This window comes from Microbulbifer maximicatervae (SeqCode), assembly GCF_052467615.1.
In genome coordinates this window covers 3,680,022-3,706,703 of the sequence record NZ_CP174319.1, presented here as the reverse complement: position 1 = coordinate 3,706,703, position 26,682 = coordinate 3,680,022, and the positions used below count along the sequence as shown (strand labels likewise).

Annotated in this window: 20 protein-coding genes and 1 tRNA gene; 13 read left to right on the top strand and 8 right to left on the bottom strand. The window is 51.0% G+C overall.

The window, feature by feature from the left end; genetic code table 11:
- Positions 1 to 261 precede the first annotated feature (261 nt).
- The gene (locus ACJJIM_RS16380; RefSeq protein ID WP_444911485.1) at positions 262 to 1,194 is read left to right on the top strand and encodes a LysR family transcriptional regulator; all 933 of its coding nucleotides are present in this window, start codon (positions 262 to 264) and stop codon (positions 1,192 to 1,194) included.
- A gap of 99 nt (positions 1,195 to 1,293) precedes the next feature.
- Here the strand turns inward: ACJJIM_RS16380 and ACJJIM_RS16375 are convergent, their stop codons facing one another.
- The 7 genes from ACJJIM_RS16375 to ACJJIM_RS16345 form a co-directional block, all read right to left on the bottom strand.
- Complete coding sequence (locus ACJJIM_RS16375) at positions 1,294 to 4,056, bottom strand: nitrate reductase (protein WP_444911484.1); 2,763 nt, start codon at positions 4,054 to 4,056, stop codon at positions 1,294 to 1,296.
- Positions 4,056 to 4,502, bottom strand: coding sequence for a nitrite reductase small subunit NirD (gene nirD / locus ACJJIM_RS16370; RefSeq protein ID WP_282931350.1), 447 nt, complete (start codon positions 4,500 to 4,502; stop codon positions 4,056 to 4,058). Before nirD ends, ACJJIM_RS16375 begins: the two co-directional genes overlap by 1 nt.
- Positions 4,503 to 4,589: 87 nt before the next feature.
- A complete protein-coding gene (nirB, locus tag ACJJIM_RS16365; RefSeq protein ID WP_444911483.1) occupies positions 4,590 to 7,127 on the bottom strand; it encodes a nitrite reductase large subunit NirB in 2,538 nt (845 codons plus the stop codon).
- Positions 7,128 to 7,397: 270 nt separating this feature from the next.
- A complete protein-coding gene (locus tag ACJJIM_RS16360; protein ID WP_444911482.1) occupies positions 7,398 to 9,179 on the bottom strand; it encodes a protein kinase domain-containing protein in 1,782 nt (593 codons plus the stop codon).
- Positions 9,169 to 10,632 carry a NarK family nitrate/nitrite MFS transporter gene (locus ACJJIM_RS16355; RefSeq protein WP_444911481.1) on the bottom strand — a complete coding sequence of 488 codons (1,464 nt, stop codon included), beginning with the start codon at positions 10,630 to 10,632 and terminating at the stop codon, positions 9,169 to 9,171. Before ACJJIM_RS16355 ends, ACJJIM_RS16360 begins: the two co-directional genes overlap by 11 nt.
- Before the next feature lie 180 nt (positions 10,633 to 10,812).
- A complete protein-coding gene (locus tag ACJJIM_RS16350) occupies positions 10,813 to 11,877 on the bottom strand; it encodes a CmpA/NrtA family ABC transporter substrate-binding protein (protein WP_444911480.1) in 1,065 nt (354 codons plus the stop codon).
- 7 nt (positions 11,878 to 11,884) lie between these two features.
- Entirely contained in the window at positions 11,885 to 12,472 is a 588-nt protein-coding gene (locus tag ACJJIM_RS16345; RefSeq protein ID WP_282931354.1) for an ANTAR domain-containing response regulator, read from the bottom strand.
- A gap of 773 nt (positions 12,473 to 13,245) precedes the next feature.
- Between ACJJIM_RS16345 and ACJJIM_RS16340 the strand changes: the two genes are divergently transcribed.
- The 4 genes from ACJJIM_RS16340 to ACJJIM_RS16325 all read left to right on the top strand — a co-directional run bounded on the left by ACJJIM_RS16340 (position 13,246) and on the right by ACJJIM_RS16325 (position 18,397).
- Positions 13,246 to 14,793 carry a Re/Si-specific NAD(P)(+) transhydrogenase subunit alpha gene (locus tag ACJJIM_RS16340; protein WP_444896160.1) on the top strand — a complete coding sequence of 516 codons (1,548 nt, stop codon included), beginning with the start codon at positions 13,246 to 13,248 and terminating at the stop codon, positions 14,791 to 14,793.
- A gap of 15 nt (positions 14,794 to 14,808) precedes the next feature.
- Positions 14,809 to 16,200 (top strand): Re/Si-specific NAD(P)(+) transhydrogenase subunit beta, encoded by a 1,392-nt coding sequence (gene pntB / locus ACJJIM_RS16335; RefSeq protein WP_413663233.1) that lies wholly within the window; start codon positions 14,809 to 14,811, stop codon positions 16,198 to 16,200.
- A 213-nt stretch (positions 16,201 to 16,413) separates the two neighbouring features.
- Positions 16,414 to 18,021, top strand: coding sequence for a S41 family peptidase (locus tag ACJJIM_RS16330; protein WP_413663232.1), 1,608 nt, complete (start codon positions 16,414 to 16,416; stop codon positions 18,019 to 18,021).
- Position 18,022: 1 nt separating this feature from the next.
- Positions 18,023 to 18,397: a hypothetical protein gene (locus tag ACJJIM_RS16325; protein ID WP_444911479.1), complete on the top strand. Its 375-nt coding sequence runs from the start codon at positions 18,023 to 18,025 to the stop codon at positions 18,395 to 18,397.
- 32 nt (positions 18,398 to 18,429) lie between these two features.
- Here ACJJIM_RS16325 and yhbY read toward each other — a convergent pair whose 3' ends face one another.
- Positions 18,430 to 18,732 (bottom strand): ribosome assembly RNA-binding protein YhbY, encoded by a 303-nt coding sequence (gene yhbY / locus ACJJIM_RS16320; RefSeq protein WP_108734403.1) that lies wholly within the window; start codon positions 18,730 to 18,732, stop codon positions 18,430 to 18,432.
- A gap of 143 nt (positions 18,733 to 18,875) precedes the next feature.
- Between yhbY and rlmE the strand changes: the two genes are divergently transcribed.
- From rlmE to ACJJIM_RS16280, 8 genes are all read left to right on the top strand, one after another.
- Positions 18,876 to 19,496 (top strand): 23S rRNA (uridine(2552)-2'-O)-methyltransferase RlmE, encoded by a 621-nt coding sequence (rlmE, locus tag ACJJIM_RS16315; protein WP_108734402.1) that lies wholly within the window; start codon positions 18,876 to 18,878, stop codon positions 19,494 to 19,496.
- A 187-nt stretch (positions 19,497 to 19,683) separates the two neighbouring features.
- Positions 19,684 to 21,603, top strand: coding sequence for an ATP-dependent zinc metalloprotease FtsH (ftsH, locus tag ACJJIM_RS16310; protein WP_444896163.1), 1,920 nt, complete (start codon positions 19,684 to 19,686; stop codon positions 21,601 to 21,603).
- A 90-nt stretch (positions 21,604 to 21,693) separates the two neighbouring features.
- Positions 21,694 to 22,539, top strand: coding sequence for a dihydropteroate synthase (gene folP / locus ACJJIM_RS16305; protein ID WP_444911478.1), 846 nt, complete (start codon positions 21,694 to 21,696; stop codon positions 22,537 to 22,539).
- A gap of 94 nt (positions 22,540 to 22,633) precedes the next feature.
- On the top strand, positions 22,634 to 23,986 hold the full coding sequence (glmM, locus tag ACJJIM_RS16300) for a phosphoglucosamine mutase (protein WP_444907344.1): 1,353 nt from the start codon (positions 22,634 to 22,636) through the stop codon (positions 23,984 to 23,986).
- Positions 23,987 to 24,105: 119 nt separating this feature from the next.
- On the top strand, positions 24,106 to 24,840 hold the full coding sequence (gene tpiA, locus ACJJIM_RS16295; RefSeq protein ID WP_444911477.1) for a triose-phosphate isomerase: 735 nt from the start codon (positions 24,106 to 24,108) through the stop codon (positions 24,838 to 24,840).
- A gap of 70 nt (positions 24,841 to 24,910) precedes the next feature.
- Positions 24,911 to 25,345 carry a preprotein translocase subunit SecG gene (gene secG, locus ACJJIM_RS16290; RefSeq protein WP_413663227.1) on the top strand — a complete coding sequence of 145 codons (435 nt, stop codon included), beginning with the start codon at positions 24,911 to 24,913 and terminating at the stop codon, positions 25,343 to 25,345.
- A 9-nt stretch (positions 25,346 to 25,354) separates the two neighbouring features.
- A tRNA-Leu gene (locus ACJJIM_RS16285) sits at positions 25,355 to 25,440 on the top strand.
- Positions 25,441 to 26,071: 631 nt separating this feature from the next.
- Complete coding sequence (locus ACJJIM_RS16280; RefSeq protein WP_413663226.1) at positions 26,072 to 26,677, top strand: DUF1819 family protein; 606 nt, start codon at positions 26,072 to 26,074, stop codon at positions 26,675 to 26,677.
- Positions 26,678 to 26,682 lie beyond the last annotated feature (5 nt).

The window sequence follows — 26,682 nt, the reverse complement described above, 5'->3', positions numbered from 1 at the left end:
AGAAGGAAAGAATAGCCTGCGCTCGGGACCCTATGAGGCATGGATGCCGATTAGGAGCTTACAGGGATGTATTCACAGCGTGTTTCGAGTGCGGTGTATTCTTTCCTTCCACCCCAGTAGTAAGTATGGACGAGTGTGCTGCATGAGACTGGATGTAGATTAGGCGCTAACAGCAATATATCCACAGATCTTCGCAAGAGCGGTGTATCCTTTCCTGTTGACCCAGAAGTATCTTTAGAGAATTCATAGGGAGTTGCTATTGTGCTAAAGGATATTCGCTATTTACTGGTGTTTGCCAAGGTTGTGGAAAGCGGCTCTTTTAGAGGCGCTTCTTCGGAACTGGATATTTCTGTTGCCAGCGTTAGTTCCTATGTGGCGAGGTTGGAGGAAAGTCTTGGGGTTGCGCTCTTGTATCGCAATACCCGCAAATTGTCCCTGACCGAAGATGGGGAAAAGGTTTATAAAACGGCACAAAATATATTGGATTTGTACGCCGATGGTCTCGGAGAATACAAAGCGCGAGAGGAACGCAGTATCAGTCGGCTTAAAATTGCAATCCCCGCCGTTTTGATCCACAGCCGCTTGCTGAGCAAAATAGTGGGCTTTGTCCGGCGGGATCTGGGTATTCATTTACAACTTCAATGCAGCGACCAGCACGAGGATGTAATTGGCGGTGGTTTTGACTTGGCAATTCGCCTGGGTAATATGCCTGACAGCAATTTGAAAGCGCGTAAGATATTTGAATTAGAGCGGGTGTTAATTGCCAGTGGCGATATGCTGGATCGCTATGGTTTTCCGGGTCATCCTCGCGACCTTGCAGTCTGGCCCTGGATTGGGCTGACAATGCGGCCCAATCACCGGCAATTTCTACATCGGCAGCAGGGCGAATATGAAGTTAGCTACACCCCGGTAGCGACTGTCGACAGCGTTGAAGCGGCTTATCGACTGACGAGCTGCGGCCTGGGACTATCGGCGCCACCTCGATTTTTAATAAGCGCACAGGATGATGTACAAGAGTTATTGCCAGACTGGCAGCTTCCGAATTTACCCGCCTATGCAGTTAGGCCTTCAAACGGAGTCTCCGAAGGTCCTATACAGAAACTGATTGATTATTTGGCCGATAGTGATACCCAGCTGGCCGCCTGCCATCCTCGCGATTTAACGCAAAAGCTAGCTGCAGAAGCGGTTGATTGATTGTCCCGGAAGGTTCTCAATAGCTCGGTAGAGGCCTCTGCCGTCAAGGTTGGCCACTTGCGGGCAGAGGTCCTTTTATTCAAGAGGGAATTAAAAACCTTACTGCGGAATAAATTCCTGAACCATATTTATTTGGGCATTACTGCTTATTTCTACCGGATCTTGCTTTACCGGAGTTGACTCCATGGATGTGTCTTCAGAGGCATTAACTGTGCGAATAATACTGGCGATTTCTGGTTTGCAGGAACCGCAGCTGGTACCGCAGCCAAGGGTTTCTCCCAGTGCTTCGACGGTGTTAATGCCCTGGGCGATGGCCTCCTCTATCTGTGGCCGTGAAACCTGGAGGCAGGTACAAATCATCTTCACTCCGGGCTTTATGGGATGAAGCAGTTGCCCCGGTGATTCAGGCAGGGGAGTGGCCAGGTAATTTTCCAGGTGCTGTCGGCTGGGTAATTGATGCCAGTCTCTGCCAGAGAAAATCAGCAGTTTTAAGTTATCGTCGTAGGCGATCCAGCGCTGACTTTTAGGGGTAACCAATTCCTGCCAGAATAATTGGGGCTGGTCGACCATTATCTTGGATGCCAGTTCCCGCCCATGGATAAGTTGGTTTGCGGCAATTTCATAGCGAAAGCCATTTTCCAAGGGGACTCGATACCAGTGCAGGATACTGCTGTCGTTGGCCCGCTGTAACCAATCCCATACTCTATCGGCAGTCTCTTCGGCACAGATCATTGTGGCAAAGTATTCAGCTGCCAGGGGACTGACACTAACGGGAACCTGTTTGAATTCAGGTTGACCGGAATAGGGATCAATACTGGAGTCCGCCAGGGCACTGGGCTTGGAATCCTGTGAGAAGGTTTCACTCCAGTGAATGGGGGCAAAGATCTCACCGCTTTTTTGCCCGCCGTTGAGAGCGGCGCGGCCAACCATTTTAGATGAGGCGCTGTTTAACCGAACTAATTCCCCATCTTTAACCTGGAAGCGAGCGGCATCCTTGGGGTTTATTTGTATTTCTGGCAGTTCGCTGTGATCGAGTAATTTTCTTACCCGCCCGGTTCGGGTCATGGTATGCCACTGGTCGCGCATACGGCCGGTATTGAGCCATATAGGATACTCGCCACTGATCTGCTGTTCCGGAGGCTGCGGCGCTATGGGGATAAAGCGAGCACGCTTGTCCGGGGTAAAAAACTGTCCACTGGTGAATAAGCGTTTGCACCCGGCTGGATGCTCCTGGTTGACCGGCCACTGTACCGGGGCCAGTGCATCGTATTCACTGCGATTGATATTGGCGAGTGCGGAGATATCAAAAGCCCTGGAGCCGTGGTTTTCGAAGCCGGAAAGCTGGGCGTGCTCACGAAAAATATCGGCGGGGTGTGAATAATTAAACTGATCTCCATAACCCAGATGCTGGGCCAGTCCGCACAGGGCTTGCCAGTCGTGGCGAGCTTCTCCCGCTGGGGATAAAAATCCACGTTGCCGAGAGATACGTCGTTCTGCATTGGTGACAGTGCCGTTTTTTTCTCCCCAGCCTGTTGCGGGAAGTAGCAAATCGGCACAGCGAGCGGTATCGGTATTGGCAATGCAGTCGGAGACAATAACCAGCGGGCATTTCTGTAGTGCGGCTTTGACTCTATCGGCTTCGGGCATACTGACGGCGGGGTTGGTAGCCATAATCCAAATGGCTTTAATTTTTCCGCTTTCTACCGCGCGGAACATATCCACAGCCTTCATTCCCGGCTTGGTAGCAATTTGATCGGAATTCCAGAATCGTGATACCCGGTCAATATCCTGCTCGTTAAACTCCATATGCGCGGCGAGGGTATTGGCAAGTCCGCCCACCTCGCGTCCACCCATCGCGTTGGGTTGGCCGGTAATAGAAAATGGTCCTGCACCAATTTTGCCCACGCGTCCGGTGGCTAAATGGCAGTTTATGATTGCGTTGTTTTTATCAGTGCCGCTGCTGGACTGATTGATTCCCATGGAATAAAAACTAATGGTCTTTTCTGTTGCTGCAAATGCCTGAAAAAATTCCAATAGTTTTTCGATAGATATGCCACAGGTGGCCGCAGTTAATTCTGGTGACCAGTCTTGAGCCGCAGCTAAGGTATCGGCAAATCCCTGTGTATGATTTTTTATATAGCCGGTATCTAGATAATAGTGCCGGCTGAGAAAACGCAGTAGTCCATTGAATAGTGCCGCATCAGTGCCGGGTTTAATTGCCAGGTGCAGATCTGCCATTTCACTGGTAGCGCTGCCACGGGGGTCGATAACGACAAGCTTTGCAGCACCTGCCTGCATTCGCTGGAATAAGATCGGATGTGTCCAGGCTGCATTGGAACCGATAAGCACGATAAGTTCAGCCTGTTCCAGATCCTCATAGGAACAGGGTACCGCATCGGCACCAAATGCGCGTTTATATCCCACCACTGCAGAGGCCATACAAAGTCGGGAATTGGTATCAATATTGGCAGAGCCAATAAATCCCTTCATTAACTTGTTGGCCACATAATAGTCTTCGGTGAGAAGCTGACCGGACAGATAAAAAGCTACCGAGTCAGGGCCATGGTCGCGAATTGTCTGCTTAAAGGCATCGGCCATATAAGACAGCGCAGTATCCCAGTCACAATCTTTTCCGTGCAGGCGAGGGTGCAGGAGACGGCCGTGTTCGCCCAGCGTTTCGCCGAGCGCAGAACCTTTAACACACAATTTGCCGAAATTTGAAGGGTGCTGGGAATCGCCACTAACAGTAATCGCTGTAGTATTTGCGCGCTCTTCCTTGTTAACCGAAACCCCACAACCGACACCACAATAGGGGCAGGTAGTGCAGGAGCGGTGCGCGCTCAGAAATTCCTGTACTGCCATTACTGTAGCTTATTGTTGCCGATGTAAACCGTGTTCCCACTAAATGCCAGCGGGTAGGTGGCAAGCTTGATATCGCTGTCTTCCATGCAGACTCCATCGCTAAGGCGGAAATGGTTTTTATACATTGGGGAAGCAATGGTTAATTCCCCTTCCAATTCCGCAATAATTCCTCTTGCAATCACACCAGCTTGTGCGATTGGGTCCCAGTTGTCAACGGCATAAAGCTGTTGTTCCTGGTCGGGTAAAAAAAACAGGGCGATGCTTCTTTGATAGACAGTTTTAGTCACTGTATTCAAAGCCTTCGTTGGGTATACGGAGGTATCGCCCCAAAGCGCACATACCCCAGAGTTGGTGACCAAATCTGATCGCTGACAGATTGGAGACCATTGGGGGTGGGTTATGGCAACTGAATTTGAGGGAGTTTCTTGCAGGGCAGCCAGGCTCATAATAATTTCCTCACAATGGATGGAAAGGATTCAAAAGCAATTTATTAATAAAGGTATAACTGGCGGCTTGCGCCGCCGGGAGAAGCTTTAGGCGGATTCGGCTGTTTCCACTAGCTCGTCAGTGGTCGCCGGACGCGGTTGCCCGCGCTCTTTAACGAAAACAATCTTTTCGTCGGTTTCGTTGCTATTAACGAATTGACGGAAGCGCTTGAGTTTTTCCGGATCGTTAATGGCTGTTTTCCATTCGCATTGGTAGGTGTCTACTACTCGGGCCATCTGGGCTTCCAGCTCGGCACAAATCCCCAGCTTGTCATCGATAATGACTTCGCGCAGGTAATCCAGGCCGCCGTCAAGATTTTCCAGCCACACAGATGTGCGCTGTAATTTATCGGCGGTGCGCACATAGAACATCAGGAAACGGTCGATATAGCGGATAAGAGTTTCGTCATCCAGGTCAGTGGCGAACAAATCTGCATGGCGGGGGCGCATGCCGCCGTTGCCACAAACAAATAGATTCCAACCTTTTTCAGTGGCGATAACCCCGACATCTTTGCTTTGAGCCTCAGCGCATTCACGGGTACAGCCGGAGACAGCCATTTTTATTTTGTGTGGAGAGCGCAATCCCTTGTAGCGGTTCTCTACTTGAAGGGCCATTGAAACGCTGTCCTGAACCCCAAAGCGACACCAGGTGCTACCAACACAGGACTTAACCGTGCGCAGGGATTTGCCGTAGGCATGGCCGGTTTCAAATCCGGCATCAATCAGCTCTCGCCAAATTTCCGGTAGCTGCTCCAGGCGCGCGCCAAACAAGTCGATACGCTGGCCGCCAGTAATTTTGGTATAAAGGTCGTAGCGTTTGGCCACTTCGCCGATCACTATTAATTTTTCCGGTGTGATCTCGCCGCCGGGAATACGCGGAACTACAGAATAGCTGCCGTTTTTCTGCATATTCGCCATAAAAGTATCGTTGGTGTCCTGTAAGCCGACATGAGTCTGCTCCAGAATATGTTCATTCCACAGGGAGGCAAATATGGATGCGGCTGCAGGTTTACAAATTTCACAGCCGCGCCCTGAACCGTGTTTGCTTAATAATTCACTAAAGGTTTTTATTTCTTCCACCTGGATAATGTGGAATAACTCCTGGCGGGAGAAGGGGAAGTGCACGCATAAGTGATTGTTCACTTCCATGCCGAGCGCCGCTAGCTCTTCATCGACAATATTTTTCAGTAGCCCAGCACAACCACCGCAACCTGTAGATGCTTTTGTTGCATCCTTGACATCAGCCAGTGAGTGGCAGCCACCGGCAACGGCGTCGATAATCTGGCCTTTACTTACATTGTGGCAGGAACATACGGTAGCCGAAGCGGGGAGTGCAGCAGCACCCAGCCCGGGAGTGGCGCCATCGGTTGCCGGTAAAATTAATTGTTCCGGGTGTTCGGGCAGATCAATATCGTTGAGGTGATATTGCAGCAGGGTATCGTAGTCATCCGTATCCCCCACCATCACCGCACCCAGCAGCTTTTTGCCCTCGCTATCGGTGATCATGCGTTTGTAAACACCGCTCTGCTCGTCTACAAAAGTAATAGCGGCAGCGCCGCTGGTGCGACCATGGGCATCGCCAATAGAACCGACCTGTACGCCCAGGAGTTTCAGTTTGGTGCTCATGTCAGCACCGTTAAAGCTTTCCTCTCCACCGGTCAGTTGAGCGACAGCAGTACGCGCCATGCTGTAACCGGGAGCGACCAGGCCAAAAATTTTCTGATCGTAAAGCGCGCATTCGCCGATAGCGAAAATATTCGGGTCTGAAGTACGGCAGTTGCTGTCAATTACGATCCCGCCGCGTTCGCCAACTTCCAGCCCGCTGGATTTTGCCAGTTCATCCTGGGGGCGAATGCCTGCGGAGAAAATAATCATATCGGTAAGCAGTTCTTTATCTCCCTTGAACTGCATACGCAGGCGGCCGTCTACTTCTTCAATCAATTCCGTGGCGGTACTGGTGTGTACCTGAACCCCGAGTGCTTCAATTTTTGTTCTTAATAGGGCTGAACCACCTTCATCCAACTGAGTGGCCATAAGACCTGGGGCGAACTCGACAACGTGGGCTTCAAGTCCTAGGGCTTTCAGGGCATTGGCAGCTTCCAGGCCCAGTAGGCCACCGCCGACAACTACACCACTTTTTGCACTGGTGGCAATCGAGCGAATGGAATCGAGATCTTCCAGGGTTCGATATACAAAGCAGCGCTGGTGTTGATGACCGGGTATTGGCGGAACAAAAGGGTAGGAGCCGGTGGCAAGTATTAATTGGTCGTAAGAGTGGCTGGCTCCACTTGCCGCAGTAATTGTTTTATTGCCCCGATCAATTTGCACCACCTTGTCATTGAGCAGGATATTAAAACCCCACTGCTGATACTGCTCCAAGTTTCCCATGGACAGGTCTTCAGCTGTGCGTCCGGCAAAGTATTCGGAAAGGTGGACCCGGTCATAAGCGGGACGGGGCTCTGCACAGAATATGGTGATATCAAACTGGTTGGCGTATTGATGGTTGGCGAGCTGTTCCAGGAAATGGTGCCCGACCATACCGTTGCCAATCACAATCAGCTTTTGAGGTTTAACAATTGCCTTCATTTACAATCCTGCCGTCTCAATTCGTTTTATTCGGCAGGAAGAGGGCCCGTCTGAAATGGCAAGGGCGTCTCCTCTTCTGCCGAAGAGTACAGGCGCCGTTGCCTCGTAATGGGGGAATAATTTGTTGGTAATTAAATACATTCAATCTCTATGCCAATTTTATTTTTAGTAATAAAGGGGGTTTGGCCTGATTGTCCACAATTTTTGCGACAAAGTGGTGCATTTAATTAATTTTCTGCGCTGTAAATGTGCTTATTCAAATCTTATATATTAGCGCCAAAAGAAGTAGAGCAGATGAGAGAGCAGTAGAATTAAAGTTAGTAGCTGCCAGACAAGAACCGGATTTCTTTCAAGCAGGGGACGGCTTTGGGGGGCTTTAAAATCTGGGCTGGGAGATTGCAGATCCTGGATAAATTCTGACAATGCGTTGTAGCGCTTTTTAGGATCAGGAGCACAAGCCTTTTGTAGAGCGCTATCAATCCAGTAGGGAATATCTTTGCGGTGTGCGGATGCGCGAGTAAAGCGCATTTGGTTATAGCTCTTTAAACGGTAGTGGTAGCTACCAAAGCGCTCGGGATAGGGATATTTGCCCGTGAGCAATTCATAAGCAATGATTCCCAGGGAAAAGATGTCTGATCGATGGCTGGCGCTATCCCCAAAGAAGAATTCCGGAGCTGCATAATTCTTACTGCCGGGTGCTGTTTCACCAGATAGATGTAATTGCTCTCTGAGCCCTGGGCCATCGGCACCACCGAGATCAATGATTACCAGGCGCCCGTCGTTGCGCATCATAATATTCTCTGGCTTGAGATCGCCGTGAACGATCTCCAACCGCTGTAAACTTCGCAACGCACTAACCAGTTGTGCCATTAGCTCCCGCACTTGGGGAATTTGAGGTTGTGGATGTAATTGCATCCACTGACGCAAAGTCTGTCCTTCGATATATTCGAGAATATGATAGAGACAGTGCCTTTCAGAAGTCGGAGCAAAAACTTTAATAATTCCTGGGTGGGAGATTCGTCGCCCGGTCCATTCCTCAGCAATAAATCGTTCGATGTAGTGGGGGTCATCGCAGAAATTAACCGAGGGAGTTTTTATCACCCGCAATACTTCGGTATTGAGGTCTCGGGCCAGATAGAGATGGCTGCGGCTGCTGGCATGTAATTCCTGTAAAACAAGAAAGTTGTCGAGCTTTTGGCCCGGGCGCAGGTCAGGTGCGAACGGGAGTTCGCGATTGCGCATAGCCAATTCATCGCACTGGGGCAGCCCTACATAATTTATCCGGCAAGTGACAGCAGTCAGGTTATCGGTGGAGCCCGCTTTCAGAGCAGCATCAATAAGCCCTTGTGGTGTTGAGCTGGAAAAGTTAAGCAATCGCTCAATCATCTCCGTCTCAGGCAGAAAATCGTGAATACCATCGCTACTCACCAGGAATATATCCCCGGGCTGTAATTCCTCACAGCGGTAGTCCACCTCAATATGGGCATCCATTCCCAGGGCGCGACTCAAAAACGTGCGTCCAGGTCCAAGGCTGTGGCTGTGATCGCTACTCAGGCACTCTAATTTCCTGTCGCGGAGCCGGTAGATCCGGGAATCGCCGATGTGGACCAGATGTGCGCTGGTGCCTTTGAAAATAACGGCAGAAAAAGTGGTCAACCAACCCCGTTTAATTTCGGCACTGCCACCACTTTGTCGAAACAGCCAGCTATTGAGCGAGTGCAAAACCCGCGCAACAGCGTGCTTTGTCGACCAGGTTTGCGGGGTGCTGTAATAATCGGAAAAGAATCCATTGATGGCAGCGCGGGCTGCTTCACCGCCGGCTTCTGCATTGGCAACACCGTCGGCTACTGCGGCAAGGCTGCCGTGGCGCTGTAATTCAGCGCCTTCGGGAAGCCTCACTGCGCAGGCGTCGTCATTGTGTTGGCGAAGTCCGGCGCAGGAGGCAGTGAACAGTTGCAGGGCATCTTCTTTATCGCCCTGCGAACTGTCACTGGCAGCGAGCCCGGATTCTTCTGTGCTCGCTGCAGTGGGTAGATCGTTATTAGGCAACATCGATCATGGATACGCTGCCATCGGGGTGTACTTCTGCCATTTGTCCCTCCGGTTCTTCCAGTAGAAGCAGGGCGGCAAAGCCGAGCAATGCGGTAGCGCAGATTACCAGGAAAAAGGCCTGGTAAGACACCATGCTGAGAACGGTGAGATAGAAAACGGCTCCGACATTGCCGTAGGCGCCAGTCATGCCGGCAATCTGCCCGGTTAGGCGGCGTTTGATCAAGGGCACCACTGCGAATACAGCGCCCTCGCCAGCTTGCACAAAGAAGGAACAGGCCATGGCAGCGGCGACCGCCAGGTACAGGGGCCACTCGGCATCGATCATGCTCATAGTGAAGTAACCCAGAGCCAGGCCAGCGGTGAGGATCAGCAGGGTAGGTTTGCGCCCCCAGCGGTCACTAATCAATCCGCCGGCAGGGCGTGACATGAGGTTCATAAAGGCATAGGCGGAGGCCAGCAAGCCAGCTTTTACCGGGTCCAGTGTAAAGGTCTCGGAGAAGAACAGGGGCAGCATGGAAACCACAGCCAACTCGGAACCGAAAGTCGCGAAGTAGAGCAGGTTCAAAACAGCTACTTGCTTAAACTTATAGCGGTGTACCGGTGCTGGTGGGTTGCTGAGTACTTCGCGGTTAATACTGTAGGTTTTATACGCGTCGAGAAGATACAGTAATACCAGGCCTGCATAGATCAGGTTGGCGGTAAGGTTGGATATTAATGCAACGCCGCTGGATAATTTCCAGGTTAGCAGAGCCAGTGCCGCATACATGGGCACTTTCATCACCAGAAGCAGGATAAAATCCCCGGGACTGGTGACTTCCATAGCACCAATTTTTTTGGGCTTGAAATAGGTTGACCCCTTGGGCGTATCAGTCACAGAGAAGTAATAAACTACGCTGTAAACCAGTGCGATTGCGCCAGTGAGGCCAATGGCATAGCGCCAACCGTTATCACCACCAAAAAACAGGGCGATGGTGGGTAGGGACATGGCTGCTGCGGCTGAGCCAAAATTTCCCCATCCCCCGTAAATACCCTCTGCGGTACCCAGCTGTCGAGCCGGGAACCACTCGGACACCATTCGGATACCTACAACAAAACCTGCACCAATAAAGCCCAAAAGGAATCGGCCAATGGCTGCCTGCACAAAATTGTCTGCCAGGGCAAAAATAAAGCAAGGCACACTGCCGATTGCCAGTAATAGCGAATAGGTGAGTCTGGGGCCATATTTATCAGTGAGCATCCCGATCACAATACGCGCGGGAATTGTCAGGGCCACGTTTAAAATAAGTAGGGTTTTGACCTGGTCCGGAGTTAATGAAAGGCTTTTCGCAATTGCCATTAGCAATGGTGCGTGGTTAAACCAGGCAAAGAAAGTGATAAAGAAGGCCACCCAGGTTAGGTGGAGCACTTTTATCTTCCCGCGGAACGAGAATAGATTGAGTGAGTCACTGGACATGCGCATTTCCTTTGTTTGCTAATTCCGCAGGCACAAAAAAAGCCCACAGCTGCAGCCGCTTGACTGCAGACGATGGACTTCGTTGCCCGTTATATTCGGCGAACAACCGCTTCACCGCGCTGATGCGCCTGAGGGAAGGCAATTGCATCATCGAATTATTTCCATTCAATTAATGTGCCACTATTTTTTTGCGAGCAGGAAATCCACTGTCTGCCGATAGAGGTCTGGACGATAGGCTTCTGCTGCACGGAGTGTCGAACTCCCCAGGTCTGAATACATCTCCAGCAGCTGCCGTGCTTTTTCCTGAGTTGGACGCCCGCAGTCGTTATCAATATGGGCAAAGAGGTGCCAGCCGGGATTGGCGAGAATCTCCCGGTCCCGGTGGTAGAGAATCTGGTCATTGAGGGAGCGCTGAATCAGCTCCTCAGGCAAGTTGAGGTATTGCCCCAGGGACAAGAGCTTGGCAGCTTCGGCTCTGTTTGCGCGTGCGGCAAGCCAGGTACAGGCTTTGAGAAGAGCGGCCCTTAGGGCCAGGTGGGTCGCAGGGTTGGCTTGGTGCCAGCTTTCAGTGACGGTCAGCACTTTTTCCGGCATAGCTGGCAGCAGTGTATTACAAGCCGCAATAACCACGCCGGACCCTTTGTGGGCGGCCAGGGAGTTCCAGGGTTCGCCTACACAATAGCCATCGATAACGCCACTGTGGAGGTTTTCCAGCATTTGTTCAGGCGGTAATACCACCAGTTTTATATCCCGGTCCGGGTCGATATCGGCAGAGCGCAACCAGTATCTTAATTGCAAGCTATGACTGGAGAATGGATAAACCGTAGCGAGTCTGACTGTAGGTGAGTATTTATTGTCGTGCAGGTAGCGCTTTAGCGCCAAGGCGATATCGCTTTGTGAGTCACCTTCACAGTAATTTTGCAGACGTTCGAATAATTCTGCGGAAAGCGTAATAGCGTTACCGTTGCAGCTAAGAATTAATCCACTTAACAAGCGTTCGTGGCAATTGGGTAGTGCTTGTTCAAGTGTCAGGGGCATAGGAGCGAGCATTGCTGCAGCATCTGCTTTGCGCGCAATTAACTTGTCTCGCAGGGTGGCCCAGCTTGTTTCTTTTTGCAGCTGTACCTTTAATCCATATTCTTGGAAGTAGCCTAGCTCCTTGGCGACAATCAGCGGTGCGCTGTCGGTCAGGCGCAGGTAAAGCAGTTTGATGGTCTTTTTTTCCGGGCACAGAAGGGCTGACATCGGTACTCTAATGCTCTTTCTGAAAATATTGGATTACTTGCTCGGCAACTGTATGGATGGTCGAGTTGCTGTTCATCGCGAGATTGCGCAAGGTCTTATGGGCATCCTCTTCACTGAGGTTCTTCTTGGCCATTAATAGGCCTTTGGCACGCTCGATCGCTTTTCGCTCTGTGAGTTGCTGCTGGGTGCGCTCGAGAGACTGACGCAATTGCTGGAAATGTTTAAATTGTGCCATAGCGATTTCTATCGCCGGTGCCACGCGCTCAGGAGTCATTCCCTCGGCCATATAAGCGCTTACCCCGGAGTCGACCGCGCGACTAATAAAGTCTGCGTTTCCGCTACCTGAAAACATAGCCACTGGGGTTGGCGCCTCACGATTGACTATGGCCAGGCTTTCCAGGATATCCCTGTCCGGGGATTCGATGTCTATCAGCACAATATCTGGACGGTATTTTTCCACTTGGAAGAGGAGCCCCTCGGCACTATTGATCTGGGCAAGAATACTGTAGCCAGCAGCACGTAATCGCTCACAAACCAAGTGGGCGCGCTCGGGATTGTCATCGACCAGCATGATTCCAGGGCTTGGATTAGTCACAATTTACTGCGGCACTCATCTAATAATTTTTATTGGGCTTTACCAACTTTTAATCAATAGTTGTGCCAAATACGCAGAGGTGGGGGAGTGGATGTATGTCTCTAATTCCATGAGATAAATCTGATGTTACTGCTTTTTCCTGGTGCGACATTCTGCGGATATTGTTTTTTTTGCACAAGTAGGGGGCTAGTACATATTTTTCAGGCAGAAAAGTGTGACTTGGTACTATGGAAGCAAAATCATCTGCACATTTGTGGTTTGCGTGAATAGACTGTCACATGGCGCGTTATTTTTTGTTATAAACGTAATGTGGCATCCGTATTCGTCGATAATATTTAACTAACATGATGTATTTGGTGATCTATTTTTGGTTATTAAAAATAGTCAGTTACCCCTAAATTTTTGTAGTTTCTGTTTATTTGCAGGTGCTTGCTCTACCGTGGGGATTCTTTTGGATTAAAAATTCATAGTGAATTGATCGGTGAGGCCATTCAAAAAGGAAAATCCCTTATATTTTGGATAAACAAATAGCAATTTAACTTCAGGGAAAAGGTTTCGAGCGAGACTAATTTTTGCTTATTTCTCTCAGGTCTATATAGCCAATTCAGGATATATAGTCTTATTAATTTCACCAATTACGGCTATCAGGTTATCCCCCTTTTCATCCCCTTTGACGACGTTTACACTCGATCTGTTTATAAATTGGGCAATCCAATACTTTTTGAGGTAGATGTAGCTGTAAGTTCATAAAATCAACTAAGAGGGGCACGGCGGTGATTATAGCCATACCTAGAGAGACCGCAGAGGGAGAAGCACGTGTTGCAGCGACTCCCGATAGCGTAAGACGATTACGCGATTTGGGTTTTTCCGTAGCGGTGGAGAAGGGGGCTGGTAACAGGGCCAGTTTTACTGATGAAGCTTATGCTGAAGCCGGTGCAGAAATCCGTGAGGATATGCAACAGTGCCTGGCTGATGCGGGCATAGTATTAAAAGTACAAGCACCAACTGATCAAGAGTTGGCCCTGATTCCCAAAGGGGCTACGCTGATCGCCTTTCTGAAGCCGGCACAAAATGCCGAGTTCCTACAGAAGCTTGCCGAGCGCGATATCAATGCGCTAGCGGTCGAGTCGATTCCAAGAATTTCCCGCGCGCAAAAAATGGATGCGCTCAGCTCCATGGCAAATATTGCCGGCTATCGTGCGGTTGTGGAGGCTGCCCATAATTTCGGTCGCTTCTTTACCGGGCAGATCACAGCTGCAGGAAAAATTCCCCCGGCAAAAGTACTCGTTATTGGCGCTGGTGTAGCGGGGCTCTCAGCGATAGGGACGGCAAAAAGCATGGGAGCTATAGTGCGGGCCTTCGATACCCGCGCTGAAGTACGTGAGCAAGTGGAGTCCATGGGGGCTGAATTCCTCACCGTAGAAATTGAGGAGGAAGGCTCGGGCTCCGGTGGTTACGCCAAGGTGATGTCGAAGGAATTTATTGATGCTGAAATGGCACTGTTCCGCGAGCAGGCCAAAGAAGTGGATATTGTGATTACCACTGCCTTAATTCCGGGGAAACCCGCTCCGAAATTATGGCTTGCAGATATGGTCGACAGTATGCCTAAAGGTTCTGTCGTCGTGGATTTAGCAGCAGAAATGGGCGGTAACTGTGACTATACGGTGGCTCATGAAAAAGTGGAGCAGAACGGCGTCACTATTCTTGGTTATACCAATCTGCCCAGTCGAGCAGCGGCACAATCCTCGCGCCTGTATTCAACCAATCTCGCTCACCTGCTTGGGGAGCTAACTCCAGAGAAAGATGGTGAGATTAATCTCAATTTTGAAGATGAAGTGATTCGTGGTGCCACAGTGGTTAAATCCGGTGAGATTACCTGGCCTCCACCCGCACCAAAAATTTCGGCTCAGCCCAAGCCATCGGTGAAAGCTACTGAGGAAGTGAAAATTGTTGAGGAGAAAGCTGAGAAACGAAAATCTCCCGTATCTATTTTTGCATTTTGGGCGATCGCGGCAATCTTATTGTTGTGGTTGGGTCGTGTGGCACCTCCTGATTTCGTCTCGCACTTTACCGTATTTGTCCTGGCAATATTTGTTGGCTGGCAAGTGATTTGGAATGTTACCCATGCGCTACACACTCCGTTAATGAGTGTTACTAATGCAATTTCCGGCATTGTGGTTGTTGGTGCATTAGTACAGCTTGGAATTGCCAATTCGGGTTTGGTGAGCCTGCTTGCTTTCATCGGCGTGTTGGTGGCCAGTATTAATATATTCGGTGGTTTCTTTGTGACCTACCGTATGTTGAAAATGTTTCGCCGGTAAGGGGAGGAGAGAGTGATGAACGGTATGATTGCAATGGCTTATCTCTTCTCGGCAGTGATGTTTATCTTGAGCCTGGGAGGTTTATCCAGTCACGAAACTGCGCGCAGGGGAAATATTTACGGCATGGTGGGAATGGCAGTTGCCATTATCGCCACTATTGCTGGAGTGGCCGCCGGGGCTTACTGGATGGTCGCCATCGCCATGATCGTCGGTGCGGTGATTGGTTTGGCACTAGCCAAGCGTGTGGCTATGACTCAAATGCCACAAATGGTGGCTTTGCTACACAGCTTCGTCGGCCTGGCTGCGGTATTAATTGGTTGGGGCGGTTTCCTCGACCCGGTTGTGGAGTTACACGGGGCTGCTCATGTTGTCCACAGCACTGAGATATACCTGGGTGTATTTATTGGGGCAATTACCCTGACCGGTTCTTTGGTTGCTTTTTGTAAGTTGCAGGGATTGGTTTCCGGGAAACCATTAATGCTACCGGCCCGGCACTGGCTTAACTTGATTGCCATTTTGGCCTGTATTGTTCTAGGTGTGTTGTTTGTACCGGCAGATGTGCATGCGGGTACGGTTATTAACTTGCTGTTAATGACCTCAATTGCATTGCTGTTAGGTATTCACCTTGTGGCGGCTATTGGCGGCGCTGATATGCCGGTGGTTATATCCATGCTAAACAGCTACTCCGGTTGGGCCGCTGCCGCTACCGGATTTATGCTGGGCAATGACCTGTTAATTGTAGTGGGCGCCTTGGTGGGTTCTTCCGGTGCCATCCTGAGTTACATCATGTGCCGGGGAATGAATCGCTCTTTTATCAGCGTTATTCTCGGTGGATTTGGCTCTGATGGTGGTGAAGTTTCCGATGAGGAAGTCGATGGTGAAGTAATTGCCATTGATCAACAGGAGCTTGCGGATGAACTGGATGCGGCGGACAGTATCATTATTGTTCCCGGATTCGGAATGGCGGTAGCCCATGCACAGCAGGCGGTTAGTGACTTGACCGATCGTCTGAGAAAAGCGGGCAAAACAGTGCGCTTTGGTATTCACCCGGTAGCTGGACGTCTTCCCGGACATATGAATGTGCTTTTGGCTGAGGCTAATGTGCCCTACGATATCGTTCTGGAAATGGATGAGATTAATCCAGATTTTCCCGCTACAGATTTGGTTTTGGTGATCGGTGCTAACGACACGGTAAACCCGGATGCAGTGGAAAAACCGGGCTCGCCTATCGCAGGCATGCCGGTATTGGAAGTTTGGAAGGCTGGTAAGGTTGTTATCCTTAAGCGCTCTATGGCTTCCGGGTATGCGGGAGTTGCTAACCCGCTGTTTTACAAAGAAAACTCACGCATGCTGTTCGGTGATGCAAAAGATAGTTTGCAGGGGGTTTTGGGTAAAGTCGGCAATTAGTTGCTGACTCGGGTTATTAATAGTAATTAACCTATTTTGTACTGAAAGGCCTGGTGGGGTACAAATTGTAATGTGCCTCTTCAGGCCTTTCTGTATTTTGGTTTAGCAATTTCTTTTGATGAAAAACTTGGTTATCGAACCCTTTTTCAAATAGTGGTAGGCTCCACCGCTTTACATATCTTTACTAATAAAAAGGTTAATAGGAGTTTGGGGATGGAAATCCGTCTACGTAAGCTAGCTTTAGCAGGGGTTGTTACTCTGGGAGCTTTAGGCTTGGCAGCCTGTGGGGGAGGCGGAGGTAGCTCTGACTCTGATAGTGGAGATGGTTCTGAGACGCCAACTGCCGTTGGCGGCACTTGGGAAAAGGATAACTTCCTGCCTGTCTCAACTTATGCGAGCCGGTGTGTTGCTCCCCGCAGTGGCACAGACCCAGCAACGGGTTCAGCTTATGCTGATGTAGCGGGCACCCGCGAGGACGAGAATAACTGGCTGCGCTCAATGAGTAATGAGCTCTACCTATGGTACGACGAGATTGAAGACCAGGATCCAGCGAGCTTCGATGATTCTTTAGCTTATTTCGAAGAGCTAAGAACTTTCGCTCTAACTCCCTCCGGTCGAGAGAAGGACCGCTTCCATTATACGGTTCCGTCAGATGAGTGGTATTCACAAACTGAATCTGGTGTGTACGTAGGTTATGGTGTCCAGTGGGCTCTACTTTCCGATAAGCCGCCACGTAAAGCGGTAGTCGCTTATCTGGATGAGGAAAACGGTGGTAATCTGCCGGATATTATCACCCGCGGTGCAGAAGTTATCAGTGTGGACGGCGTTGACCTGGCTTATGGTGATGATGTCGACACCTTAAATTACGGTATGTGGCCGGAAAACGATGGTGAGTCCCATGTATTTGAAATAAGACCTTTGGGTTCTTCAGCGATTGAGACTGTCACTTTGGTTGCATCACCAGTGCAATCAGATCCTGTTCAATATGTTAAAACGGTGGACACAAATTCGGGCCGCAAAGTCGGATATATGTTGTTCAATGATCATATTGCGACAGCCGAAGCGGAATTGATTGATGCTGTCAGCGAGCTTGAGTCTGTGTCTGTTGACGATTTAGTACTAGACCTTCGTTATAACGGTGGTGGTTATCTCGATATCGCTGCAGAGTTAGCTTATATGATCGCAGGTGATAATACTGCGGGGCAGGTATTTGAAATTGCCCAGTTTAACGACCAGCATCCGGAAACTAATCCAATTACCGGAGCGCCATTGGATGGGACTCCATTCTACTCGACCGGTTTGGGCTTTGTTGATGAGTCTTTATACGGGGAAGAATTGCCGACTTTAAATCTGTCGCGGCTGTTTGTCTTAACCAGTGAAAATACCTGCTCAGCCAGTGAGGCCATTATCAATGGCTTGCGCGGAATTGATGTAGAAGTTATTCAGATCGGTGAGACTACTTGCGGTAAGCCTTACGGTTTTTATCCCCTGGATAACTGTGGCACCACTTATTTCACTATTCAGTTCTCCGGTGTGAATGCAAAAGGCTTTGGCGATTACTCCGATGGCTTTGTACCCAATGGTAATTATGGAACTGATGCTGATTTGCCCGGGTGTGTGATTGGTGATGACTTTGACAATCTCCTGGGTGATGCTGATGAAGCGCGATTTGCCACTGCGTTGAATTACATTGAGACTGGCGAATGTGGAGATATTGCGGTTAGCGCATTCTCCATTTCCGGTGAAAGCGAGGGTGCCCCCGCTTTCAATGCACGAGTGACCAAGGAAGTCTCTCGCAGTAACCGCATAATGGTGAAATAAAATGAAAAAGGCAGCTTTGGCTAAACTTTGTGGTTTTGCATTGATGTGTCTTGGCTGCTCCTCCCAGCAAAATATTGAAACTGCACAACCGGCACTGTTACTGGAAACGAGCCCGGAGATTCAGGACAAGCTGCAGGTGGCAGTTTCGCAAGCGCTGGGTGGGGTTAATGTGACCCTGGGCCCGAGGGTGTTTGTGGACGATACTATTTTGGTGATTGAGAATGATCCCAAAAAGATGGCTCTGATTGGCCGGGATATGGGGCGGCCGATCAAGTTTCAATTAGTCGGCAATGGTGAGAAATGTTGGTTGACACGGCTGTCCACTGGGGAATCCTGGGAGTTGCCTGTGTTGTGTAAGCCAGTTGCTACTGGCTGAGAAAGAAAAGGGGAGTGTTAGCTCCCCTCTATTTAACGCAGCAGGTTGGATTTGCGAATATCCGGTTTTTGCGCTGCACGGAAAATCAGGGCAATCTTGCCGATTTCCTGTACCAGCTCGGATGAGGATTTTTCGCAAAGCTCACCAACGATTTGGTGGCGTACTTCCCGGTCGGCGATCATCAGTTTGACCTTGATCAGCTCGTGGTCTTCGAGTGCCCGGTTCAGTTCTTCCATCACCCCCTCGCTCAGCCCATTGCCGGCTACGGTCACGACAGGTTTCAGATTGTGACCCAGAGAGCGAAGAGCTTTTTTGCGGTCGGCGGTTAAAGGCATACAATACTCCATTACCACTTTGTGGAATTCGATGTGGGAGCGGCCACAGACCGCGATCGTCGCCAGCGTTTGTTCGGCGGACCCGATCGCGGCCAGTGGCCGCTCTTACAATTAAGCTGTAGTGATTGTAGGCATTGTACCCGATGGGCCGATCTAAGAGCAGCCACCGTTGGCTGCGTGAACATTTTAATGACCATTACGTCAAACAGTCCCAAAAAGAGGGCTACCGCTCCCGTGCCAGCTACAAGCTGCAGGAGCTGCAAAATAAGGACCGCTTATTCAAGCCGGGAATGACTGTTGTTGACCTGGGTGCGGCTCCAGGGGGCTGGTCCCAGGTAGCGATGGAGTTGGTAGGGCACAAAGGCAAGGTTTTGGCGTCAGATATATTGCCGATGGACCCGCTGGCCGGTGTGGACTTTGTCCAGGGGGACTTTACCGAGGAGTCGGTGCTCAGTGAACTGTTACAGCGCATGGGCGATGAACTGGCAGACCTTGTGATTTCCGATATGGCCCCCAATATGAGTGGGATACGCGATGTTGATCAGCCCGCCTCCATGTATTTGGTGGAACTGGCGGTCGATATGGCCCGGCAGGTACTTAAGCCCGGTGGTGCATTTGTTGCAAAGGTATTCCAGGGAGAGGGTTTCGACGAGTTGATCCGCGACTTGCGTGGGAGCTACAACAGTGTCGTAACTCGCAAACCTGGTGCTTCCCGCCCCCGTTCACGTGAAGTATACGTGGTGGCGCGAGGATTTAAGGGCTGAGAGCGACTGAGAACATCGGCGTATTTCTAGTCTGACTCCCCATATGGTATAAGCGATACCTGTATCGGGGGCGAAGGCTGTTGACCCCCCGCACCTATACTGGTTTTATCCGGTATTGATGTGGCCGGCATTGCCGGAATGAACGGATTTTGATTGCGAAAGCGAGAGGGCTATCCCTTTGAATGATATGGCAAAGAACCTGGTACTGTGGTTGATCATCGCAGCGGTACTGCTGATGGTTTTTCAAAACTTTAAACCGCAGTCACGGGATGAGGCTCTCAGTTACTCCGACTTTGTTCAGGATGTGCAGTCGGGCCAAGTTAAGAACGTGATCGTAGACGGTCTGGTGATCACCGGCGAAAAAGCCGATGGCAGCCGCTTCAAGACTATCCAGCCACAGATTATCGACGATGAACTCACCAATGAGCTGGTTCGCAGCAATGTGCAATTCGTTGGTCGCGAGCCTGAGTCACCGAGTATCTGGCAGCAGCTTCTGGTAGCCAGCTTCCCGATCCTGATTATTATCGCTGTGTTTATGTTCTTTATGCGCCAAATGCAGGGCGGAGCCGGCGGTCGCTCAGGTCCTATGGCATTTGGTAAGAGTAAGGCGCGCCTGCTGGGCGAAGACCAGATCAAGACAACTTTTTCCGACGTTGCCGGAGTAGATGAAGCTAAGGAAGAGGTACAGGAGCTGGTCGAGTTCCTGCGCGATCCCACCAAGTTCCAGCGACTGGGTGGCAATATCCCCCGTGGCGTACTGATGTGTGGCCCTCCCGGTACCGGTAAGACCCTGCTTGCCAAAGCAATTGCCGGCGAAGCAAAAGTACCTTTTTTCTCCATCTCCGGTTCTGACTTTGTTGAGATGTTCGTTGGTGTGGGCGCTTCCCGGGTGCGGGATATGTTTGACCAAGCCAAGAAGCAGGCTCCCTGCATCATCTTTATCGACGAGATTGACGCTGTTGGCCGTCACCGTGGAGCCGGCGTTGGCGGCGGTCACGATGAGCGCGAGCAGACCCTGAACCAGTTGCTGGTTGAGATGGATGGTTTCGAAGGTAATGAGGGTGTGATCGTAATTGCAGCGACCAACCGCCCGGATGTACTGGACCACGCCCTGTTGCGCCCGGGTCGCTTTGACCGCCAGGTATTTGTTGGGCTGCCGGATATTCGTGGCCGCGAACAAATCCTCAAGGTTCATATGCGTAAAGTGCCTATGGACGACAAGGTGAATCCGCAAACTATTGCCCGTGGAACCCCTGGTTTCTCCGGTGCCGATCTGGCTAACCTGGTCAACGAAGCCGCCCTATTTGCTGCGCGGGCCAATAGACGCACGGTAACCATGGAAGAGTTTGAGCGCGCCCGTGACAAGATCATGATGGGTGCCGAGCGCAAGTCCATGGTGATGAATGAAAAGGAGAAGGTGAATACCGCCTATCACGAGGCCGGTCACGCCATTATTGGTCGACTGGTACCCGAGCATGACCCGGTACACAAAGTAACTATTATTCCCCGTGGCCGCGCTCTGGGTGTCACCCAGTTCCTGCCAGAGGAAGACAAGTACAGCCTGTCCAAGCGCGCGATTGAATCGCAACTGTGCTCCCTGTTTGGCGGCCGTATTGCCGAGGAAATGACCCTGGGTATCGACGGTGTTACTACCGGCGCTTCCAACGACATCGAACGGGCCACTGACTTGGCGCGCAGTATGGTGACCAAGTGGGGCTTGTCCGAAAAGCTCGGCCCATTGCATTACGGCGAAGATGAAAGTGGCCAGCCCGGTCAGGGCAATCCGGTTTCCGGCAAGACTTCCAATGAAATTGATGTGGAGGTGCGCCGTATTATCGATGTCTGCTACGAGCGAGCACAAAAGCTGTTGGAGGATAACCGAGATATTCTTGAAGCGATGAAAGATGCGCTGATGGAATACGAAACCCTGGATGCGGAGCAGGTGGACGACCTGATGGCTCGCCGCAAAGTTCGCGCACCGAGGGATTGGGAAGACAATAACTTCGGCTCTGGTGGAAACAGCCCGACCCAGGATACTGAAACCACAGAAGCCTCAACTGAGGCGGATAAGAGCAATACCGTCGGCGGCCCATTAAACGGCCACTGATTCTCCGGAGCGACTAACTGGACAAAACCAAATGCCGGGTTGGGGATAGGGCGATAGCCTGTTCCAATCCGGCATTTTTTATTTCAGCCAATGAAAATTATTTGTGGTAACCACACCCTAGACCTCTCCCAACCGGTGGTTATGGGGGTTCTGAATACAACGCCGGACTCCTTTTCCGACGGTGGCAATTACTATGCCTCCGGTAGCCTGGACTTGACCCTGGCTCTGCAGAGAGCAGAACAGATGCTCTCTGAGGGAGCGAAAATCCTGGATATTGGCGGAGAATCGACACGCCCTGGCGCATCGTCGGTCACCGAACAGCAGGAGCTGGATCGGGTAGTGCCGGTGGTGGAGGCGATCAAAGCGAACTTTGACGCGATCATCTCTGTCGATACCAGTACCCCGGCAGTGATGCGTGAGTCAGCTGCGGTAGGGGCGGGACTGATCAATGATGTTCGTGCCCTGGAGCGCCCAGGAGCACTGGAAGCAGCCGCAGAGAGTGGTTTGGCAATCTGCCTGATGCATATGCAGGGTCAGCCCGGCACTATGCAGGATGATCCGTCTTACACTGATGTTGTAGAGGATGTCGCCAGGTATCTGCAGAAACGGGTCGATCTCTGTATCGATCTGGGGGTGACACGGGACCGGCTCATTCTCGACCCGGGTTTTGGCTTTGGCAAAACCGATGAGCACAATTTGGCGTTGTTGCGTAATTTGTCGCAGCTGGCGCCGGCGGATATGCCCATACTGGCAGGCTTGTCGCGTAAGTCGATGATCGGCCGCCTGCTCGATCGAGATGTAGATGGCCGACTCCCCGGTAGCCTGGCCCTGGCCATGTTGGCTGCGCAAAAAGGCGCAAGAATTTTACGTGTCCACGATGTTGCGGAAACCGTGGATGTGTTGCGCATGCAGCAATTGGTTTGCAGCGAAATTTGATGAGTGATGTCTTACAGAGACCTTAAGCCGCAGGGTCCTGTTGTGGTTTTCCGACAGAACAGAAAAGCGGCGAAGTACACAATTGAGAAGCGTTATGGAAAGAAAGTATTTTGGCACTGATGGTATTCGTGGTCGCGTTGGCGAGGGAGCAATTACTCCCGATTTTATGCTGCGCCTGGGATATGCAGCGGGCAAGGTACTGGGAAGAATTTCCAAAGCTAAACACCACCGACGTCCCCGCATCCTTATCGGTAAGGACACTCGGGTCTCCGGCTACATGTTTGAGGCAGCGCTGCAGGCGGGCCTGATTAATGCTGGCGTGGATGTCGCCCTGTTGGGGCCAATGCCGACTCCGGCGATCGCCTACCTGACCCGGACTTTCCATGCCGGTGCAGGCATTGTTATCAGCGCCTCCCATAATCCTTACCACGACAATGGCATTAAGTTTTTCAGCGCTGAAGGCTCCAAGTTACCGGATGAGGTTGAATTGGAGATTGAAGCCGCTCTCGAGCTGCCGATGGAAACTTCCGACGATCTCGGTCGCGCCTATCGTGTTGATGATGCAGCCGCGCGTTATATTGAGTTTTGTAAGGCTTCTACGCCCTGGGGTTTCTCCCTTGAGGGGTTGAAAATTGTCCTCGACTGCGCCAATGGTGCCACTTATCACGTAGCGCCAATGGTGTTTCGTGAGCAGGGAGCAGAAGTCAGCGTAATTGGAGCGGGCCCTGATGGACTCAATATCAATCTAGATTGCGGCTCCACTAAACCACAGCAGTTGCAACGGGCCGTGGTTAAGCGCGGTGCAGACCTGGGGATAGCCTTTGATGGTGACGGGGACAGGGTGTTGTTCGTCGATGCCAATGGGGAATTGGTCGATGGCGATCAGCTGCTGTATATCATCGCTATGCACCAGCATAAATTCCTGGGCGGTTGCAGTGGTGTTGTCGGCACCTTGATGAGCAATTACGGTTTTGAGCTTGCATTGCGCGAAAACAAAATCCCGTTTGAGAGAGCCAAAGTGGGCGACCGCCATGTGCTTGAGAAAATGTCAGCTAATCAGTGGAAGCTGGGAGGTGAGTCGTCAGGCCACATTATCTGTGCCGATGCTTCTACCACCGGCGACGGTATCATTGCCGCACTGCAGGTACTGCGTGGCCTGTGTGAATTTGATGAGCCCTTGCATCAGCTTAAATCCCGTATGACAATGCTCCCCCAGCACATGATTAATGTGCAACTGGCTCATCGCGATGGTGTTCTCGATCACACAGACGTTAAGGCCATTGTTGTCGATGCAGAACGCCAGCTCGCAGACAGCGGACGTGTGCTGCTGCGGCCATCGGGCACAGAGCCTCTGATCCGGGTAATGGTTGAAGGCCGCGACAGCGCCCTGGTGGAACAGCTGGCCAAAGATATTTCCTCCGTGGTGGAGCGAATTGGAAATAACTGATCTGCTGCGATTTAACCCGTAGTAAATCGGTCCTCTTGGGGCGTAGAAGAAACTCGTATAATTTTGGTTGTATGTTGGCGTCAATGTCGCTAAGATTTGCGCCCCTTGAAGGAGCACACATGCGAACACCGCTAGTAGCAGCAAACTGGAAAATGAACGGCAGCCGCGAGTTTGCCGAACGTTTTTTCACCGAACTCAACCTCGAAGGTGTGAAGTCCGGTGTTGTTGTTTGCCCATCTTTTCCATATCTCGGCCTAGTGGCTGAAGCGGCGGAAAAGAGCGGAGGTTTTAGTCTGGGTGCCCAGGACCTTAGCCAGGAGCCCAAAGGGGCGTTTACTGGTGAGGTTTCCGCTAGCATGTTACTGGATTGGAATACCCGTTACGTTATTGTCGGGCATTCTGAGCGCCGTAGTCTCTATGGAGAAACCAGTGAGTTAGTGGCGAAAAAATTTGTTGCGGCCCAAGAGGCGGGATTGACTCCAATACTTTGCGTCGGGGAAACCCTTGAAGAACGCGAGCGGGAGCGCACTCTCGAAGTGGTTGCAAAACAACTTCAAGCGGTTGCCGATATCATTGATTCGGCTGGCTGGAAGCAGTCCGTGATTGCCTATGAGCCGGTATGGGCCATTGGCACCGGAAAAACTGCTACTCCTGATGAAGCCCAAGCTGTACATGCATTTATTCGCTCGCAGTTGGGAGATTTGGGCGCTGAAGTACAGATTTTATATGGCGGTAGTGTAAAATCCGCAAATGCCAGGGAGCTTTTTGCCCAGGCAGATATTGATGGCGCCCTGGTGGGTGGAGCCTCGCTGGATGCCGGCGAGTTTGCTGAGATTTGTCGCGCTGCTGTCTGAATTGACAGCACGCGGGTTGGCGAATACTGAATAACGGGTTGTTTAGACCCCGGTAGAGAGTTTCCAGAAAATGGAAAAATTGGTATTAGTTGTACACGTTTTGACCGCATTGGGCATTATTGGCCTGATTTTGTTGCAGCAAGGTAAAGGTGCCGAAGCCGGTGCATCCTTTGGTGCGGGCGCGTCCCAGACAGTTTTTGGCAGTCAAGGTAGCGGAAATTTCTTTTCCCGCTTGACAGCAATTTTTGCGACGGTATTCTTCGTCACCAGTTTCGGCCTGGCCATCCTGGCTAAGCAAGGTGCAGGCACCAATGTTGATGCGGACCTTCCGCAAATTCCAGCAGCGGTACAGCAAATTGGCCCAGCCGAAGAACTGCCGGCTATCGACAGCGATATCCCGCAGCTCGAAACAGATTTGGAAACTGGCGATATCCCGCAGATTCCTGCAGACAGCACCGGTTCAGAAGAGCCAGCTGCTAACCAGGAAAGTGAGGAACAGCAGTAAAAGATTTTTGCCCAGGTGGTGGAATTGGTAGACACGCTATCTTGAGGGGGTAGTGAGCTATGCTCGTGCGGGTTCAAGTCCCGCCCTGGGCACCACATCAAGATCCGAAGAAGTTCGGAATCATCCAAAAAGCCCGGTAAATCCGGGCTTTTTGCTATCTGGAGGGTACACAGCCCTCCGCTCTCGTTCGTTGTCATCCGGTGCTATCCGATTCAATTTGGAAGCTGCTACCCCCTAAATAGCTCTTATAAATACTCAAAAGGTTAAGTTAAAAGGCAAGGATCAGAGGCCTATAGTTGGGTAGGGGCTCCCCGGAATCGCTGGGGCGCGCTTGTTGCTGTGAGTAGGGTATGGGTGACAGCAGCATGTATCACTTCTGTCTGGTTCTGACTAGCAACCAAAAGCGCTTACCCAAAACATATCGTAGCGGCAACCATATAATGGGAAGAATTGGTTTTTGTTGGCTTTAAATTGTGCTGGTGTAGTTGAAATAATCCTGACTCCTCACATGGTTTCAAACCTCCCACAGTCCCTTAGTGGTGAAACCCTAAAATCATTAGAAATACTGGCTGGATGGCGTGAACTTGGTCATGCTCTCGGATAAACTCGCAAGAAATTCCTGTCTACATGTCTGCTCTGGCGTGTGGGAGGCAACGGGCAAATTCTGCTGACTAAGTACTTTTGCCCGGTACACTGGCCGGTTGTATCTAAAGCCTGATATTCGATATGTATAACTTTCATTACGATAGTGATCTCACTGCTGGTTCTCTGCAAGTGCGCGAGTGCCGGGTGGTCGCAGAATTACTACTGCAGGGCGTCGATGCGGAAAGGTGGCAGCTCGAGATCCAGGTGAATAACCGACTACAGAAGCGCAGTCCGGCAACGGCCAAGCGCCAATCCCGCGCATTGCGCCAGCGGTTGGAGCGTCTTGATCGACCATTCTGGCGAGTGTTGCGAGACGGTGACGAGCAGCTGGCCACCCAGGTCGCATTTGTTGCAGCCCTAGCGCGGAATCTGTTATTAGTGGAGTTTGTTGAAGCTGTCGTTAGCGATGCATTCGCCGTTAAAGCTGAGAAGTTAGAACCCTATTTGTGGGGCAGCTTTCTTGAGGAAAGGGTAGAGCGCGATAGTAAGATCGGGAACTGGACCGAGTCATCCAAAAAGAAAATGGGGCAGGTGGTACTTCGAATGTTGGCAGAGGTGGGGTTTGTGAAAAGTACCCGCAATCCTCAGTTGCAGCATATTTTGGTGCGGCCTGAGGTAAACGGACTCCTGGATGGCAGTCGCTGCCAGCGTATTAAAAAGTGTCTCAATATTTCCAGTGCTCTCTGACATAG

What these genes read in the sequence shown, in the direction of transcription:
- ACJJIM_RS16375 (WP_444911484.1), bottom strand. Translation starts at nt 4,056, where the DNA reads ATGGCAGTACAGGAATTTCTGAGCGCGCACCGCTCCTGCACTACCTGC.
- nirD (WP_282931350.1), bottom strand. Translation starts at nt 4,502, where the DNA reads ATGAGCCTGGCTGCCCTGCAAGAAACTCCCTCAAATTCAGTTGCCATA.
- nirB (WP_444911483.1), bottom strand. Translation starts at nt 7,127, where the DNA reads ATGAAGGCAATTGTTAAACCTCAAAAGCTGATTGTGATTGGCAACGGT.
- ACJJIM_RS16360 (WP_444911482.1), bottom strand. Translation starts at nt 9,179, where the DNA reads ATGTTGCCTAATAACGATCTACCCACTGCAGCGAGCACAGAAGAATCC.
- ACJJIM_RS16355 (WP_444911481.1), bottom strand. Translation starts at nt 10,632, where the DNA reads ATGTCCAGTGACTCACTCAATCTATTCTCGTTCCGCGGGAAGATAAAA.
- ACJJIM_RS16350 (WP_444911480.1), bottom strand. Translation starts at nt 11,877, where the DNA reads ATGTCAGCCCTTCTGTGCCCGGAAAAAAAGACCATCAAACTGCTTTAC.
- pntB (WP_413663233.1), top strand. Translation starts at nt 14,809, where the DNA reads ATGAACGGTATGATTGCAATGGCTTATCTCTTCTCGGCAGTGATGTTT.
- ACJJIM_RS16330 (WP_413663232.1), top strand. Translation starts at nt 16,414, where the DNA reads ATGGAAATCCGTCTACGTAAGCTAGCTTTAGCAGGGGTTGTTACTCTG.
- ACJJIM_RS16325 (WP_444911479.1), top strand. Translation starts at nt 18,023, where the DNA reads ATGAAAAAGGCAGCTTTGGCTAAACTTTGTGGTTTTGCATTGATGTGT.
- yhbY (WP_108734403.1), bottom strand. Translation starts at nt 18,732, where the DNA reads ATGCCTTTAACCGCCGACCGCAAAAAAGCTCTTCGCTCTCTGGGTCAC.
- rlmE (WP_108734402.1), top strand. Translation starts at nt 18,876, where the DNA reads ATGGGCCGATCTAAGAGCAGCCACCGTTGGCTGCGTGAACATTTTAAT.
- ftsH (WP_444896163.1), top strand. Translation starts at nt 19,684, where the DNA reads ATGGCAAAGAACCTGGTACTGTGGTTGATCATCGCAGCGGTACTGCTG.
- folP (WP_444911478.1), top strand. Translation starts at nt 21,694, where the DNA reads ATGAAAATTATTTGTGGTAACCACACCCTAGACCTCTCCCAACCGGTG.
- glmM (WP_444907344.1), top strand. Translation starts at nt 22,634, where the DNA reads ATGGAAAGAAAGTATTTTGGCACTGATGGTATTCGTGGTCGCGTTGGC.
- tpiA (WP_444911477.1), top strand. Translation starts at nt 24,106, where the DNA reads ATGCGAACACCGCTAGTAGCAGCAAACTGGAAAATGAACGGCAGCCGC.
- secG (WP_413663227.1), top strand. Translation starts at nt 24,911, where the DNA reads ATGGAAAAATTGGTATTAGTTGTACACGTTTTGACCGCATTGGGCATT.
- ACJJIM_RS16280 (WP_413663226.1), top strand. Translation starts at nt 26,072, where the DNA reads ATGTATAACTTTCATTACGATAGTGATCTCACTGCTGGTTCTCTGCAA.